14 protein-coding genes are annotated in these 15,261 nt (G+C 67.8%); all 14 read left to right on the forward strand.

The annotated features are described in order from the left end of the window. Positions 1-15: 15 nt before the first annotated feature. The 14 genes from FV242_RS08415 to FV242_RS08480 all read left to right on the forward strand — a co-directional run bounded on the left by FV242_RS08415 (position 16) and on the right by FV242_RS08480 (position 15,256). Positions 16-1,206: an NADH-quinone oxidoreductase subunit D gene (locus tag FV242_RS08415; protein WP_147907012.1), complete on the forward strand. Its 1,191-nt coding sequence runs from the start codon at positions 16-18 to the stop codon at positions 1,204-1,206. A 12-nt stretch (positions 1,207-1,218) separates the two neighbouring features. Then, complete coding sequence (gene nuoE / locus FV242_RS08420) at positions 1,219-2,583, forward strand: NADH-quinone oxidoreductase subunit NuoE (RefSeq protein ID WP_147938616.1); 1,365 nt, start codon at positions 1,219-1,221, stop codon at positions 2,581-2,583. Between the two features lie 5 nt (positions 2,584-2,588). After that, entirely contained in the window at positions 2,589-2,843 is a 255-nt protein-coding gene (locus tag FV242_RS08425; protein WP_147938617.1) for a hypothetical protein, read from the forward strand. Positions 2,844-2,855: 12 nt separating this feature from the next. Further along, positions 2,856-4,157: an NADH-quinone oxidoreductase subunit NuoF gene (nuoF, locus tag FV242_RS08430; protein ID WP_147907015.1), complete on the forward strand. Its 1,302-nt coding sequence runs from the start codon at positions 2,856-2,858 to the stop codon at positions 4,155-4,157. Positions 4,158-4,161: 4 nt separating this feature from the next. Beyond that, positions 4,162-4,350, forward strand: a complete 189-nt coding sequence (locus FV242_RS08435) for a hypothetical protein (protein WP_147938618.1) — start codon at positions 4,162-4,164, stop codon at positions 4,348-4,350. A gap of 10 nt (positions 4,351-4,360) precedes the next feature. Continuing rightward, a complete protein-coding gene (nuoG, locus tag FV242_RS08440; RefSeq protein WP_147938619.1) occupies positions 4,361-6,442 on the forward strand; it encodes an NADH-quinone oxidoreductase subunit NuoG in 2,082 nt (693 codons plus the stop codon). 10 nt (positions 6,443-6,452) lie between these two features. Further along, positions 6,453-7,475, forward strand: coding sequence for an NADH-quinone oxidoreductase subunit NuoH (gene nuoH, locus FV242_RS08445; protein WP_147853845.1), 1,023 nt, complete (start codon positions 6,453-6,455; stop codon positions 7,473-7,475). A 25-nt stretch (positions 7,476-7,500) separates the two neighbouring features. Beyond that, positions 7,501-7,989, forward strand: a complete 489-nt coding sequence (gene nuoI / locus FV242_RS08450) for an NADH-quinone oxidoreductase subunit NuoI (RefSeq protein ID WP_007560744.1) — start codon at positions 7,501-7,503, stop codon at positions 7,987-7,989. 221 nt (positions 7,990-8,210) lie between these two features. Next, positions 8,211-8,831, forward strand: a complete 621-nt coding sequence (locus tag FV242_RS08455) for an NADH-quinone oxidoreductase subunit J (protein ID WP_147907018.1) — start codon at positions 8,211-8,213, stop codon at positions 8,829-8,831. A 34-nt stretch (positions 8,832-8,865) separates the two neighbouring features. Then, positions 8,866-9,171, forward strand: coding sequence for an NADH-quinone oxidoreductase subunit NuoK (nuoK, locus tag FV242_RS08460; protein ID WP_147853847.1), 306 nt, complete (start codon positions 8,866-8,868; stop codon positions 9,169-9,171). Positions 9,172-9,295: 124 nt separating this feature from the next. Further along, positions 9,296-11,416, forward strand: coding sequence for an NADH-quinone oxidoreductase subunit L (gene nuoL, locus FV242_RS08465; RefSeq protein WP_147938620.1), 2,121 nt, complete (start codon positions 9,296-9,298; stop codon positions 11,414-11,416). A gap of 1 nt (position 11,417) precedes the next feature. Beyond that, positions 11,418-12,938 carry an NADH-quinone oxidoreductase subunit M gene (locus FV242_RS08470; protein ID WP_147938621.1) on the forward strand — a complete coding sequence of 507 codons (1,521 nt, stop codon included), beginning with the start codon at positions 11,418-11,420 and terminating at the stop codon, positions 12,936-12,938. Between the two features lie 10 nt (positions 12,939-12,948). Beyond that, positions 12,949-14,394 carry an NADH-quinone oxidoreductase subunit NuoN gene (gene nuoN / locus FV242_RS08475; RefSeq protein WP_147938622.1) on the forward strand — a complete coding sequence of 482 codons (1,446 nt, stop codon included), beginning with the start codon at positions 12,949-12,951 and terminating at the stop codon, positions 14,392-14,394. Between the two features lie 58 nt (positions 14,395-14,452). After that, positions 14,453-15,256: a biotin--[acetyl-CoA-carboxylase] ligase gene (locus tag FV242_RS08480; RefSeq protein WP_147938623.1), complete on the forward strand. Its 804-nt coding sequence runs from the start codon at positions 14,453-14,455 to the stop codon at positions 15,254-15,256. The last annotated feature ends 5 nt before the right edge of the window (positions 15,257-15,261 follow it).

Genomic DNA, 15,261 nt, shown 5'->3' on the forward strand with positions numbered 1-15,261 from the left:
GAGCGGAGCCGCCCGATGACCGAGCACAACATCCGCAACTTCGCGATCAATTTCGGCCCGCAGCATCCGGCGGCGCACGGCGTGCTGCGCCTTGTGCTGGAGCTCGACGGCGAGGTGGTCGAGCGCGTCGATCCGCATATCGGCCTGCTGCACCGCGGCACCGAGAAGCTGATCGAGCACAAGACCTACCTGCAGGCGACGCCGTATTTCGACCGGCTCGACTACGTGTCGCCGATGAATCAGGAGCACGCCTTCTGCCTGGCGATCGAGAAGCTCGCGGGCATCGAGGTGCCGCGCCGCGCGCAGCTGATCCGCGTGCTGTTCTGCGAGATCGGTCGCCTGCTGTCGCACCTGCTCAACGTCACCACGCAGGCGATGGATGTCGGCGCCCTCACGCCCCCGCTCTGGGGCTTCGAGGAGCGCGAGAAGCTGATGATCTTCTACGAGCGTGCCTCGGGCGCCCGGCTCCACGCCAACTACTTCCGGCCCGGCGGCGTCCACCAGGACCTGCCGCCCAAGCTGATCGACGACATCGAGGCCTTCTGCGACCCGTTCCTGCAGGTCGTGCAGGATCTCGACGACCTCGTCATGGCCAACCGCATCTTCAAGCAGCGCAACGTCGACATCGGCATCGTCTCGGTGGACGAGTGCATGGAGTGGGGCTTCTCCGGCGTCATGCTGCGCGGCTCGGGCATCCCGTGGGACCTGCGCAAGGCGCAGCCCTACGAGTGCTACGAAGAGATGGCGTTCGACATCCCGGTCGGCCGGAACGGCGACACCTATGACCGGCAGGTGATCCGCATGGAGGAAATGCGGGAATCGGCCAAGATCATGAAGCAGTGCTGCGCCAAGCTGCGCGAGCCGGCCGGTCAGGGCCCGATCGCGGCCATCGATGGCAAGTTCGCGCCGCCGCCCCGCCGGGAGATGAAGCGCTCGATGGAAGCGCTCATCCACCACTTCAAGCTCTACACCGAGGGTTTCCACGTCCCGGAAGGCGAGGTCTACGCCGCCGTGGAAGCACCCAAGGGCGAGTTCGGCGTCTATCTCGTGTCCGACGGGACCAACAAGCCGTACCGCTGCAAGATCCGCGCGCCGGGCTTCGCGCATCTTCAGGCGATGGATTGGATGTGCCGGGGGCACCTTCTGGCCGACGTGTCGTGCGTGCTGGGCACCCTCGACATCGTGTTCGGCGAAGTGGATCGGTAAGGCGTTAGCAGGATGGCAAACCGCAGACTCGCGCCGGCCTCTGAGCAGCCCCAGAGCTTCGCGTTCTCCCCCGAGAACGCCGCCTGGGCGAAGACCCAGATCGCAAAGTACCCGGAAGGCCGCCAGGCCTCCGCGGTGATCTCGCTGCTCTGGAAGGCGCAGGAGCAGAACGGCGGCTGGCTGCCCCGGGCCGCCATCGAGGCGGTGGCGACCGAACTCGGCATGCCCAACATCCGCGTGCTGGAGGTGGCCACCTTCTACACGATGTTCGCGCTGGAGCCGGTGGGGCGCTTCTGGGTCCAAGTCTGCGGCACGGTGCCGTGCGATTCCTGCGGCGCCCGGGGCCTGAAGGAGATGCTCGAGGCGCGCCTCGGCCCCGCCGGCCACGTCTCGCCCGACGGCAACTTCTCGTGGCTCGAGGTCGAGTGCCTGGGCGCCTGCTGCAACGCCCCGATGGTCCAGATCAACCAGGACTATTACGAGGATCTGACGCCCGAATCGCTCGGCACCCTGATGGACGACCTCGCCGCCGGCCGGCCGGTCAAGGTCGGCTCGCAGGTCGAGCGCCAGGCGTCCGAGCCGCTCGGCGGCCCCGACACGCTGACCGATCCGGCCCTGTTCGACGGCTCGCGGGTCGGCGCCTGGCGCAAGCGCTTCGAGGACACCGCGAAGTCCGGCGCCGACGAGGCCGCGAAGGCGGACGAGGCGAAGTCGAGCGAGCAGCGGGCGGCGTCGCAGCCCAAGCCCGCCCGGCCCGACGCCGGGCGCGCCGCCGAGCGCCCCGTCACCGATGCGCCGGCACAGCGCGCGGCCAACGGCGAGACGCCGGTCAAGCCCGAGGATCGGGCGGACGCGGCCGAGACCGGCCGCTCGACGGCGAAGGGCGGCGCCCCCCGGGAGGGTGACGCGGACGTGCGCGAGGCGCCGGCCGAGGCGGTCTCCAAGGACGAGCGGGCCGGGGGCGACCAGGGCAGCCAGGCTGTGCCGGATCGCGGCACGGTCCCGCCGCAGCCGGAGGCGTCCGGCGCCAGCGAGGGCGAAGTCGCGGCGGAAGCCGAGGAGGCGCGCGTCGCGGACGCCCTGGCGGCCCTGCCGACGGACGCGACGCCTGAGCAGAAGGCGAACGCGGTCGGCACCCGTCCGCCCGGCCTGGATACCGCCCGCGCCGGCCAGCCGGACGACCTGACCCGGATCAAGGGCATCGGCCCGGGCGACAGCCAGCGCCTGAATGCACTCGGCATCTACCATTTCGACCAGATCGCCGCCTGGGGCCGCGACGAGATAACCTGGGTCGGCACCTACCTCGCGTTCCCAGGTCGCATCGACCGGGAGGACTGGGTGGGCCAGGCTCAGGCGCTGTCGGGGACGGGAGTTTGACCACCATGACCGCGGTGACGAACGAACGGATCTACGAGGTGCTGAAGGTCGTGCAGGCGCGCGCCGGGAACATGGACGGAGGCCTGCGTGAAGTGCGCGGCGAGTCGAAGGGCGTACGCGGCGATCAGCAGGCGCAGCAACTGCAGATGAACGCCGTGCAGACCGATATCGGCACCCTCTGCGAGGCGTTCGGCGCCCTCGACTCCCGGCTCGCCCGGATCGAGCGCCGCCTCGACATCACCGACGCTCCGGTCAGCTGAGGAACGAAGAACATGCTGTCGGATCAGGATCGCATCTTCACCAACCTCTACGGCCTGCATTCGCCGGGCCTGGAGGCTGCCAAGCAGCGCGGCGCGTGGGACGGGACCAAGTTCCTCCTGGAGCAGGGCCGCGACTGGATCATCGAGGAGATGAAGGCGTCGGGCCTGCGCGGCCGCGGCGGCGCGGGCTTCCCCACCGGCCTCAAGTGGTCGTTCATGCCCAAGAAGTCCGACGGGCGCCCGCACTACCTCGTGGTCAACGCCGACGAGTCGGAGCCGGGCACCTGTAAGGACCGGGAGATCATGCGGCACGATCCGCACCTCCTGATCGAGGGCTGCATGCTGGCCTGCTTCGCGATGGGCGCGCATGCCTGCTACATCTATATCCGCGGCGAGTACGTGGCCGAGAAACACGCCCTGCAGCGGGCGGTGGACGAGGCCTACGAGGCCCGTCTCGTCGGCCAGTCGAACGTCCACGACTTCCCCTTCGACATCTACGTCCACCACGGCGCCGGCGCTTATATCTGCGGCGAGGAGACGGCGCTGATCGAGAGCCTCGAGGGCAAGAAGGGGATGCCGCGGCTCAAGCCGCCGTTCCCGGCGAATATGGGCCTCTACGGCTGCCCGACGACGGTCAACAACGTCGAGTCGATCGCGGTCGCCGGCACGATCCTGCGCCGGGGCGGTTCGTGGTTCGCTGGCCTCGGCGGCAAGAACAACACCGGCACGAAGCTGTTCTGCGTCTCGGGGCACGTCAACAAGCCGTGCAACGTCGAGGCCGAGCTGGGCATCACCTTCCGCGAGTTGGTGGACCGGCATTGCGGCGGCATGCGCGGCGGCTGGGACAACCTGCTGTGCTCGATCCCGGGCGGCTCCTCGGTGCCGCTGGTGCCGGCCGATCAGATCATCGACGCCAAGATGGACTTCGACACCCTGCGCAACCTCGGCTCCGGCCTGGGAACCGCGGCGGTGATCGTGCTCGACCGGTCCACCGACATCGTCGCGGCGATCACCCGCATCTCGTACTTCTACAAGCACGAATCCTGCGGCCAGTGCACGCCCTGCCGCGAGGGCACCGGCTGGATGTGGCGCGTGATGCAGCGCATGACCGAGGGCCGCGCGCAGAAGCGCGAGATCGACATGCTGTTCGAGGTCACCAAGCAGATCGAGGGTCACACGATCTGCGCGCTCGGCGACGCGGCGGCCTGGCCGATCCAGGGCCTGATCAAGCACTTCCGGCCCGAGATCGAGAAGCGGATCGACCGCTACACGGCCAACCCGCATTCCGATCCCATCCCGATGGCGGCCGAGTAGGCCGATGACGGGCCGGCCGGAAAGCCTGAATCTCGTCGATCCGCGGCGCATCGACCACGCGGTCGATCGCCGGGGTGACGCTGCCCGCGCATGGAAGGGCCGCATGGCCGCGGTCGAGGATAACTCTGCCGGCGTTCACCGGCCGATCGATGGGATCGAGCGTCGCCTCGATCTCGCCGACGCCCCGCACTGAGATTGCACCGATGACAAAGATCCTCGTCGACGGCACCGAGGTCGAGGTACCGGCCGAATACACCCTGCTCCAGGCGTGCGAGGCCGCCGGGGCCGAGATCCCGCGCTTCTGCTTCCACGAGCGCCTATCGATCGCCGGCAATTGCCGGATGTGCCTGGTCGAGCTGAAGGGCGCGCCTAAGCCCGTGGCGAGCTGCGCCTACGCGGTGAAGGATTGCCGCCCCGGACCGAACGGCGAGCCGCCCGAGGTGCTCACCCGCTCCGGCCTGACCAAGAAGGCCCGGGAAGGGGTGATGGAGTTCCTCCTCATCAACCACCCGCTCGATTGCCCGATCTGCGACCAGGGCGGCCATTGCGACCTGCAGGACCAGGCGATGGCCTACGGGGTCGATTCGACTCGCTATCAGGAGAACAAGCGCGCGGTCGAGGAGAAGCATATCGGTCCGTTGGTGCGGACCGCGATGAACCGCTGCATTCACTGCACCCGCTGCGTGCGCTTCCTGGCGGAGGTGGCGGGCGTGCCCGACCTCGGCGCCATCGGCCGCGGCGAGGACATGGAGATCACGAGCTACCTCGAGCAGTCGATGGCCTCGGAGCTCCAGGGCAACGTCGCCGATCTATGCCCGGTCGGCGCCCTGGTCCACCGTCCGCAGAGCTACAACGTCCGGCCCTGGGAGCTGAACAAGACCGAATCGGTCGACGTGATGGATGCGGTCGGCTCGTCGATCCGCGTCGACACCCGCGGCCGCGAGGTGATGCAGATCGAGCCCCGGGTCAGCGAAGAGATCAACGAGGAGTGGATCTCGGACAAGACCCGCTACCACGTCGACGGGCTGCGGATGCAGCGCCTCGACCGGCCCTACCTGCGCGAGAACGGCCGGCTGCGGCCCGCCTCGTGGGGCGAGGCGTTCCAGGCCATCGCCGCCAAGATGAAGGGCACCGATCCGAAGCGCATCGGCGCCGTGGTCGGCGACCTCGCCGGCGTCGAGGAGATCTTTGCGCTTCGCGAGCTGATCAAGAGCCTCGGCTCGCCGAACCTCGACTGCCGCCAGACCGATGCCGGCCTCGATCCGGCGCTCGGCCGCGCCTCGTACCTGTTCAACCCGACCATTCCGGGCATCGAGGCCGCGGACGCGATCCTGATCGTCGGCGCCAACCCGCGCACCGAGGCCTCGCTCCTCAACGTGCGCATCCGCAAGCGCTGGCGCATGGCGCCGCTCGCGGTCGGGGTGATCGGCGAGCCGGTCGACCTGACCTATCCCAGCCACTACATCGGCGCCGGCCCCGAGTCGCTCGCGGGCCTCGCCCGCGGCGAGCACAGCTTCCTCGAGACCCTCAAGGCCGCGAAGGCTCCGCTCGTCATCGTCGGCGCCCATGTCGAGGCCGGTATCCTGGCGGCGGCCGCGACCCTCGCCAAGGAGATCGGCGCGGTGACGCCGGAGTGGAACGGCTTCGCCGTGCTGCACACGGCCGCCGCCCGGGTCGGCGCCCTCGATCTCGGCTTCGTGCCGGGGGAGGGCGGCCTCGATTTCCCGGCCATGCTGGCCACCGGCGGCGTCGACGTGCTGTTCAACCTCGGTGCCGACGAGCGCGACGTCGCCCCGGGCGCCTTCGTGGTCTACCAGGGCACCCACGGCGACCGCGGCGCCTCCCGGGCGGACGTGATCCTGCCGGGTGCGGCCTACACCGAGAAGTCGGCGACCTGGGTCAACACGGAGGGGCGGGTCCAGATGGGCAACCGCGCCGGGTTCCCGCCGGGGGATGCCCGCGAGGATTGGGCGATCCTGCGCGCCCTGTCGGACGTGCTGGGCCGGCGCCTGCCGTTCGATTCGCTCACCGCGCTCCGCCGGGCGCTCTACGCAGCCCACCCGCATCTCGCGGCGGTCGGGACCGTGGAAGCCGGCGATGTCGCGGCGGCCGTGAACCGGCTGGCCGGTCTCGGCGGCGGCACGGGCGGCCCCGCCTTCGCTTCGCCGGTGACCGACTTCTACCTCACCAACCCGATCGCCCGTGCCTCGCGGGTGCTCGCCGAGTGCTCGCGCCTGGCTCGCGAGCGTGCCGCCGAAGCGCGGCCGCTCGCGGCGGCAGAGTAGGGATTTCACGATGACCTCGCTCGAAATCCTCGGGACCGTGCTCCTGATCGTGCTGAAGAGCTTCGTGCTGCTCTCGGCGCTGCTCGTCTTCATCGCCTACGCGCTGCTGGCCGACCGGAAGATCTGGGCGGCGGTGCAGCTCCGGCGCGGACCCAACGTGGTCGGCCCGTTCGGGCTGCTGCAATCCTTCGCCGACCTGCTCAAGTTCGTGTTGAAGGAGCCGGTGATCCCGGCGGGCGCCAACAAGGCGATCTACCTGCTGGCGCCGCTGGTCTTCGCGATGCTGGCCCTGTCGAGCTGGGCGGTGATCCCGCTCGCCGACGGCTGGGCGATCGCCGACATCAACGTCGGCATCACCTACATCTTCGCGATCTCGTCGCTCGGTGTCTATGGCGTCATCATGGGCGGCTGGGCCTCGAACTCGAAATACGCGTTCCTGGGCGCGCTCCGGTCGGCGGCGCAGATGATCTCCTACGAGGTCTCGCTCGGCTTCGTGATCATCTGCGTGCTGCTCTGCGCCGGCTCGCTGAACCTCTCGCGCATCGTGATGGCGCAGGACACCAGCCTCGGCCTGTTCGGCTGGTACTGGCTGTGGCTGTTCCCGATGTTCGTGGTGTTCTTCATCTCGGCGCTCGCCGAGACCAACCGCCCGCCCTTCGACCTGCCGGAGGCCGAGTCGGAACTGGTGGCCGGGTACATGGTCGAGTATTCCTCGACGCCCTACCTGCTGTTCATGCTCGGCGAGTACGTCGCCATCATGAGCATGTGCGCGCTGGGCACCGTGCTGTTCCTGGGCGGCTGGCTGTCGCCGATCCCGTTCGCGCCGTTCACCTGGGTGCCGGGCGTGATCTGGTTCATCCTGAAGGCCAGCTTCCTGTTCTTCCTGTTCGCGATGGTGAAATCCATCGTGCCGCGCTACCGCTACGATCAGCTCATGCGCCTCGGCTGGAAGGTTTTTCTGCCCATTTCGCTCGTCTCGGTGGTGGTCGTGGCCTTCGTGTTGAAGCTCACCGGCCTGGCCCCGGGCGCGTGATCCAACGCAAACCGGAGATCACGGCATGAAGCTGGATCAGGTCGCCAAGAGCCTTCTCTTGAAGGAGTTCGTGTCGGGGATGATCCTCGGCATGCGCTACTTCTTCAAGCCGAAGGCGACCATCAACTACCCCTTCGAGATGGGCCATCGCGGCCCGCGGTTCCGGGGGGAGCATGCGCTGCGGCGCTATCCCAACGGCGAGGAGCGCTGCATCGCCTGCAAGCTCTGCGAGGCGATCTGCCCGGCCCAGGCCATCACCATCGAGGCGGGGCCGCGCCGCAACGACGGCACCCGCCGCACCACCCGCTACGACATCGACATGGTGAAGTGCATCTATTGCGGCATGTGCCAGGAAGCCTGCCCGGTGGACGCCATCGTGGAGGGGCCGAACTTCGAATTCTCGGTCGAGACCCGCGAGGAGCTGCTCTACGACAAGCAGAAGCTCCTGTTGAACGGCGATCGCTGGGAGCGTGAAATCGCGCGCAACATCGCGATGGATGCGCCGTACCGCTAGGGCATCATCCCGAAAGGCGGTTGCCGGCTTTCGAAAAAAGATGATGCGACGCAAAGAGATAGCGCGTCGTCCCGGTTCCGTTGCCCGGGATGATGCGCTAGAGCCATGCCGGGGGTGCTGTTGTGCCACCGGCGACCGGGTTCTATAGACGGGCCGCCCGCTGCGGCCCGTTTCCACGCAAGGCAGAAGGGGCCGCTCCGGCGGCCGATCCCGACGAGCGCATGACTGCAGCAGCCGCCTTCTTCTACCTGTTCGCGAGCGTCACGGTCGCGTCGGGCTTCATGGTGATCGCCTCGCGCAATCCCGTCGCCTCGGTGCTGTTCCTGATTCTCGCCTTCGTGAACGCCGCCGGGCTGTTCGTCCTGATGGGCGCCGAGTTCCTGGCGATGATCCTGGTCGTCGTCTACGTCGGCGCGGTCGCGGTGCTGTTCCTGTTCGTCGTGATGATGCTCGACGTGGACTTCGCCGAACTGCGCCAGGGCTTCCAGCAATACCTGCCGGTCGGCGGCCTGATCGGGGCTATCTTCCTGGTGGAGCTGCTCCTGGTGGTGGGCTCCTGGACCATCGATCCGGGCCTCGTGCAGGCACCGCTGGGCAACGTCGCGGCGGCCGAGAACCTGACCAACGCCCAGGCGCTGGGCCGGGTGCTCTACACGGATTACGCCTACTTCTTCCAGCTTGCGGGCCTGATCCTGCTGGTGGCGATGATCGGCGCGATCGTGCTCACCCTGCGCGACCGCCCGGGCGTCAAGCGCCAGAACATCGCGGTCCAGAACGCCCGCACCCAGAGCATGGCGGTGGAGACCCGCAAGGTGCCCTCCCGCCAGGGTGTCGAGGTCTGATGCGCGATTTGATGCAAGGCGGGGGATTCGAACGATGATCGGCCTGAGCCACTATCTCACCGTCGCGGCGATCCTGTTCACGCTTGGCGTGCTCGGGATCTTCATCAACCGCAAGAACATCATCGTCATCCTGATGTCGATCGAGCTGATCCTGCTCGCGGTGAACATCAACCTGGTCGCCTTCTCGACGCAGCTGAACGACATCACCGGACAGGTCTTCGCCCTGTTCGTGCTGACCGTCGCGGCCGCCGAATCGGCGATCGGCCTCGCCATCCTCGTGGTCTTCTTCCGCAACCGCGGCACCATCGCGGTCGAGGACGTGAGCATGATGAAGGGCTAGAGCACCCTTCTCCACGCGACCCGATTTCGCGGCCCCGCGTATACGGGCCTCGCGCATACGGGCCCCGAGTGACAATCCGGACGCCGCCCCGCGGCCGGCCCGGAGGACGGACTGCAAGAGAGCGATGTATCACGCGATCGTCTTCTTCCCGCTGATCGGCTTCCTGATCGCCGGCCTGTTCGGCCGGTACATCGGGGCCCGGGCCTGCGAGTACATCACCACCGCGTTCCTGGCCTTCACGGCCCTGATCGCCTGGGGCGTGTTCCTCGACGGCGGCCATGCCGAGCGGGTGCAGGTGGCGTCCTGGTTCTCGGCCGGCGAACTCCAGGTCGACTGGGCCTTCAAGGTCGACGCGCTGACCCGGGTGATGCTCGTGGTCGTGACCACGGTCTCGACCCTCGTGCACCTCTACTCCGTCGGCTACATGCACGAGGATCCGCACCGGCCGCGGTTCTTTGCGTACCTGTCGTTGTTCACCTTCGCCATGCTGATGCTGGTGACGGCCGACAACCTTGTGCAGATGTTCTTCGGCTGGGAGGGCGTCGGCCTCGCCTCCTACCTGCTGATCGGCTTTTGGTACGAGAAGCCCTCCGCGAACGCTGCCGCCATGAAGGCGTTCATCGTCAACCGGGTCGGCGATTTCGGCTTCTCGCTGGGTATCTTCCTGGTCTTCGTTCTGACCGGCTCGGTGGCGTTCGACGCGATCTTCGGCAAGGTCGATGCGATCAAGACCCTGAGCTTCCACTTCCTCAGCTATGACTGGAACGCCCTGACGCTGGCGTGCCTGCTGCTGTTCATGGGTGCCATGGGCAAGTCGGCGCAGTTCCTGCTGCACACCTGGCTGCCCGACGCCATGGAGGGGCCGACCCCGGTCTCCGCGCTGATCCACGCCGCCACGATGGTGACCGCCGGCGTGTTCATGGTCGCCCGCCTGTCGCCGCTGTTCGAGGAGGCGCCGAACGCGCTGATCGTCGTCACGGTGATCGGCGGCATCACGGCCTTCTTCGCCGCCACGATCGGCCTGGTGCAGAACGACATCAAGCGGGTGATCGCCTACTCGACCTGCTCGCAGCTCGGCTACATGTTCGTGGCGCTCGGCGTCGGCGCCTACTCGGCCGGCGTGTTCCACCTGTTCACCCACGCCTTCTTCAAGGCGCTGCTGTTCCTCGGTGCCGGCTCGGTCATCCACGCGATGCACCACGAGCAGGACATGCGGAACATGGGCGGCCTGCGCTCCCACATCCCGTTCACCTGCGCCATGATGGCGATCGGCTCGCTCGCGCTGATCGGCTTCCCGTACACGGCCGGCTACTACTCGAAGGACGCAATCATCGAGGCCGCCTACGCCTCGACCCGGCCCGGCCACACGCTGGCCTTCCTGTGCACCGTGGTGGCGGCGTTCTTCACGTCGTTCTACTCCTGGCGCCTGTTCTTCATGACCTTCGAGGGCCCGGCCCGCTGGGGCATCCACGGATCGCATGATCACGCGGCCCCGGCTGTCGCGCATGCCGGCACCACCCATGCCGCGATGGCGCACGAGGCTGACGGCGCCCCGGGTCATACCGAGGGCGTGGCCCACGACGATCACGGCCACGACGTCGAGCCCGCCCACAAGAGCGACCTCGTCGCGGACGACCATCACGGGCACGGCCATCACGGCGACCATACGCCCCACGAGAGCCCCCTGGTGATGACGATCCCGCTGGCGATCCTCGCCTTCGGCGCCCTGTTCGCCGGGATAATCTTCCACGACCGCTTCATCGGGTCCGGGATGGACGCGTTCTGGGGCCATGCCCTGGCGCACGGCCCCGAGAACCACATCATGCACGAGATCCACGAGGTCCCGGCGCTCGTCTCCTACGCGCCCCTGATCATGCTGATCCTCGGCTTCGTCCTGGCGTTCTGGATGTACATCCGCCGTCCGGAACTGCCGGGTACGCTCGCCGCGCAGCAGCCGTCGCTGTACCGGTTCCTGCTCAACAAGTGGTACTTCGACGAGCTCTACGACCGGATCTTCGTGCGTCCGGCCAAGGATTTCGGCCTGTTCCTCTGGAAGCAGGGCGACGGGAAGATCATCGATGGCCTCGGTCCCAACGGCATCGCGGCGCGGGTCGTCGACGTGACCCGCGGCGTCGTCCGCCTGCAGACCGGCTACGTCTACCACTATGCCTTCGTCATGCTCATCGGCGTGGCCGGCCTGATCAGCTGGTACCTGATGGCCGGCCTGCCCAAGGGTGTTCACTGACATGCTCGGCCTCGGAATCCTCTCCGGCCTGCTGATTGTCCCGCTCTGCGGCGCGGCCTTCATCCTCACCCTGAAGGGCGACGAGGAATCGGTCGCGCGCAACACCCGCTGGGCTGCGCTCGCCACGACGATCGTCACCTTCGTGCTCTCCCTGGTGGCCTGGGGCCGTTACGACGCCACGTCGTCGAGCTTCCAGCTCGTCGAGTCGCACCCGTGGCTCGCCGAGACGATCCGGTTCAAGCTGGGCGTCGACGGCTTCTCGATGCCGCTGATCCTGCTCACCACGTTCCTGATGCCGTTCTGCATCGGTGCGTCGTGGACCTCGATCCACGTCCGGGTGAAGGAATACTTCGTCGCGTTCCTCGTCCTCGAGACGACGATGATCGGCGTGTTCGCCTCCCTCGACCTGGTGCTGTTCTACCTGTTCTTCGAGGCCGGCCTGATCCCGATGTTCCTGATCATCGGGATCTGGGGCGGCCAGCGGCGGATCTACGCCAGCTTCAAGTTCTTCCTCTACACCCTGCTCGGCTCGGTGCTGATGCTGCTCGCCGTGATGGCGATGTACTGGCAGGCCGGCACCACCGACGTCCCGACCCTGCTGCAGTACCGCTTCCCGGCGAACATGCAGACCTGGCTATGGCTGGCCTTCTTCGCGTCGTTCGCGGTGAAGATGCCGATGTGGCCGGTCCATACCTGGCTCCCGGACGCCCACGTCGAGGCGCCCACGGCCGGCTCGGTGATCCTGGCGGGCATCCTGCTGAAGATGGGCGGCTACGGCTTCATCCGGATCTCCCTGCCGATGCTGCCGGTGGCGAGCCACGACTTCGCCCCCCTGGTCTTCGCCCTCTCGGTGATCGCGATCATCTTCACGTCGCTCACCGCGCTGATGCAGACCGACATCAAGAAGCTGATCGCCTACTCGTCGGTCGCCCATATGGGCTTCGTGACGCTCGGCCTGTTCACCTTGAACGAGCAGGGCATCCAGGGCGCGCTGTTCCTGATGATCTCGCACGGCATCGTGGCGGCGGCGCTCTTCCTCTGCGTCGGCGTGGTCTACGACCGGATGCACACCCGCGAGATCGCGGCCTATGGCGGCCTCGTGAAGCGGATGCCGCTCTACGCGGTGGCGATGATGGTGTTCACCATGGCCAATGTCGGCCTGCCCGGCACCTCCGGCTTCGTCGGCGAGTTCCTGTCGATGCTGGGTGCCTTCAAGGCGAACCCGACCGTCGCGTTCTTCTCCACCTTCGGCATCATCCTGTCGGCGGCCTACGCCCTGTGGCTGTTCGCCCGGGTGATCTACGGCAAGCTCGAGAAGCCCAATCTCCAGGGCATTCTCGATCTCGACACCCGCGAGAAGATCATCCTGGCGCCGCTGGTGGCGCTGACGATCTATTACGGCGTGCACCCGGCCCCCGTGCTCGATGTCTTCGCGCCCTCCACGGAAGCGCTGATGACCGGCATGAAGGCCGCCCTCGCCAACACCCAGACCGCGGCCGCCGCGCTGCCGCTCCCACGCTGAGACGGAACAGATGCCCACCGTCCACTCCGTCCTGCCCTCGCTGGCGCCGCTGCTGCCCGAGCTGATCCTCAGCGTCGGCGTGCTGCTCATGATCCTGTACGGCGCCTGGCGCGGCGACCGCTCCGCCGAGACGGTGAGCATCGGCGCCCTGGTGCTGCTGCTGCTGGCGCTGTTCGTCGTCCTGTCGCAGCCGACGCACGGCCGGGTCACCACCCTGTCGGGGGCGTTCGTCTCCGACGCGTTCGCCAAGGTGATGAAGTCGCTGGTGCTGCTCGGCTCCGCGTCGACGATCCTGCTGGCGCATGACTTCTTCAAGCGCGAGCGGATCGACCGGTTCGAGTTCCCGGTGTTGATCGTGCTCTGCACCATCGGCATGATGGTGATGGTCTCGGCCAACGACCTGATCGCGCTCTATCTCGGGCTGGAGCTGCAGTCGCTCGCCGCCTACGTGATCGCCGCGTTCCACCGGGACGACGCCAAGTCGACCGAGGCCGGCCTCAAGTACTTCGTGCTCGGCGCGCTGTCCTCCGGGATGCTGCTCTACGGCGCCTCGCTGATCTACGGCTTCACCGGCACGGTCTCGTTCCCCGGCATCGTCTCGGCGCTGAACGAGAATGCGGGCCTGGGCATCGTGCTCGGCATCGTGTTCGTGGCCGCGGGCGTCTGCTTCAAGATGTCGGCGGTGCCGTTCCACATGTGGACGCCCGACGTGTACGAGGGCTCGCCCACCCCGGTGACCGCCTTCTTCGCCACCGCGCCCAAGATGGCGGCCGTCTCCATGACGGTGCGGGTGTTCATCGGCGCCATGCCGGACGTGACGGCGATCTGGCAGCAGATCTTCATCTTCGTCTCGGTGGTCTCGATGGCGCTCGGCTCGTTCGCGGCCATCGGCCAGCGCTCGATCAAGCGCCTGATGGCCTACTCATCGATCGCCAATATCGGCTACGCGCTGATCGGGCTCGCCTGCGGTTCCGAGGAGGGGATCAGCGGGCTCGTCACCTACATGATCATCTACCTGGCGATGACGCTGGGGACCTTCGCGATCATCCTGTCGCTCCGGCGCCGGGACGTGATGTTCGAGTCGATCGAGGACCTGTCGGGCCTGTCTCGCACCCATCCCTGGCTGGCATTCTGCCTCGCCGCGATGATGTTCTCGCTGGCTGGCATTCCGCCGCTCGCCGGGTTCTTCGCCAAGTTCTACGTGTTCGCGGCCGCCATCAAGGCCGGCCTGGTCACGCTGGCCGTGATCGGCGTCGTGACCAGCGTGGTCGGCGCCTACTATTATCTGCGACTGGTCAAGATCATGTATTTCGACGAGCCGAAGGAGCCCTTCGAGGCGATGGCGCCCGGCCTGCGCGTGGTGCTGGCCCTGTCGAGCGTGGTCGTGGTGCTGTTCTTCCTGCTGCCCGGACCGCTGGTCGGCGTCGCCGGCCGGGCGGCCCGGTCGCTGTTCTAGGCCCGGTGCGGCCTGCGGCCCTTCCGATGCACCTGGGGCCTGCACGGAAACGAACGCCTTGAGCTACCGTCTCGGACCCGAGGCGCGTGCCCAGGGCCACCGCCTGCACGTTCACGGCACGCTGGGCTCGACCAACACCGAGGCCATGGCCCAGGCCCAGGCGGGTGAGACCGGTCCACTCTGGGTGGTGACCCAGCGGCAGGAGGCGGGCCGGGGGCGCCGTGGAAACACCTGGGCGTCGCTGCCGGGCAACCTCGCGGCGAGCGTGCTCTGGCCGGTGGCCGGGGTGGCGCCCGAGCACTTGGCCGAACTCGGCTTCGTCGCCGGCCTCGCCCTGATCGAGGCGCTGGAGGCGACCTGCGGCACCCTGCCGGATACCCGGGGCGCGCCTTGCGCACGATCTCTGGCGTTGAAATGGCCGAACGACGTGCTGCTCGGCGGCGGCAAGCTGGCAGGGTTGCTGCTGGAAGCCGAGACGCTGCCGGGGGGGCGCAGAGCCGCGGTCGTCGGCTTCGGCGTCAACGTCGCGGCGGCCCCGGAGGGACTCGGCGCAACGAGCTTGGCCGCGACGGGTTACGCGGGCGGCTCCGAAGCGCTACTGGAACATCTCTCGGACCGAATGGCCGTGCGAGCACGCGCCTGGGACCGAGGACGGAATTTCGCTCCCCTGCGCGAGGATTGGCTCGCGCGGGCCGCGGGTCTTGGGTCGGAGATCGCGGTGTGGAGCGGCGGACACATCCTGCGGGGCGTGTTCGAGACCATCGACGAGGGGGGGCGGCTCGTGATCCTCGCCCCCGACGGAAAACGGCATACCGTGACGGCGGGCGAGGTGCATTTTGGAACGGCCGCGACGGCGGCATGACGTTG

Source organism: Methylobacterium sp. WL64 (genome assembly GCF_008039945.1).
GTDB lineage: Bacteria > Pseudomonadota > Alphaproteobacteria > Rhizobiales > Beijerinckiaceae > Methylobacterium.

Coding starts and splice junctions, on each gene's coding strand:
- nuoG (WP_147938619.1), top strand. CDS start 4,361: ATGACAAAGATCCTCGTCGACGGCACCGAGGTCGAGGTACCGGCCGAA.
- FV242_RS08435 (WP_147938618.1), top strand. CDS start 4,162: ATGACGGGCCGGCCGGAAAGCCTGAATCTCGTCGATCCGCGGCGCATC.
- nuoH (WP_147853845.1), top strand. CDS start 6,453: ATGACCTCGCTCGAAATCCTCGGGACCGTGCTCCTGATCGTGCTGAAG.
- FV242_RS08455 (WP_147907018.1), top strand. CDS start 8,211: ATGACTGCAGCAGCCGCCTTCTTCTACCTGTTCGCGAGCGTCACGGTC.
- nuoK (WP_147853847.1), top strand. CDS start 8,866: ATGATCGGCCTGAGCCACTATCTCACCGTCGCGGCGATCCTGTTCACG.
- FV242_RS08425 (WP_147938617.1), top strand. CDS start 2,589: ATGACCGCGGTGACGAACGAACGGATCTACGAGGTGCTGAAGGTCGTG.
- FV242_RS08415 (WP_147907012.1), top strand. CDS start 16: ATGACCGAGCACAACATCCGCAACTTCGCGATCAATTTCGGCCCGCAG.
- nuoF (WP_147907015.1), top strand. CDS start 2,856: ATGCTGTCGGATCAGGATCGCATCTTCACCAACCTCTACGGCCTGCAT.
- nuoN (WP_147938622.1), top strand. CDS start 12,949: ATGCCCACCGTCCACTCCGTCCTGCCCTCGCTGGCGCCGCTGCTGCCC.
- nuoE (WP_147938616.1), top strand. CDS start 1,219: ATGGCAAACCGCAGACTCGCGCCGGCCTCTGAGCAGCCCCAGAGCTTC.
- FV242_RS08470 (WP_147938621.1), top strand. CDS start 11,418: ATGCTCGGCCTCGGAATCCTCTCCGGCCTGCTGATTGTCCCGCTCTGC.
- nuoI (WP_007560744.1), top strand. CDS start 7,501: ATGAAGCTGGATCAGGTCGCCAAGAGCCTTCTCTTGAAGGAGTTCGTG.
- nuoL (WP_147938620.1), top strand. CDS start 9,296: ATGTATCACGCGATCGTCTTCTTCCCGCTGATCGGCTTCCTGATCGCC.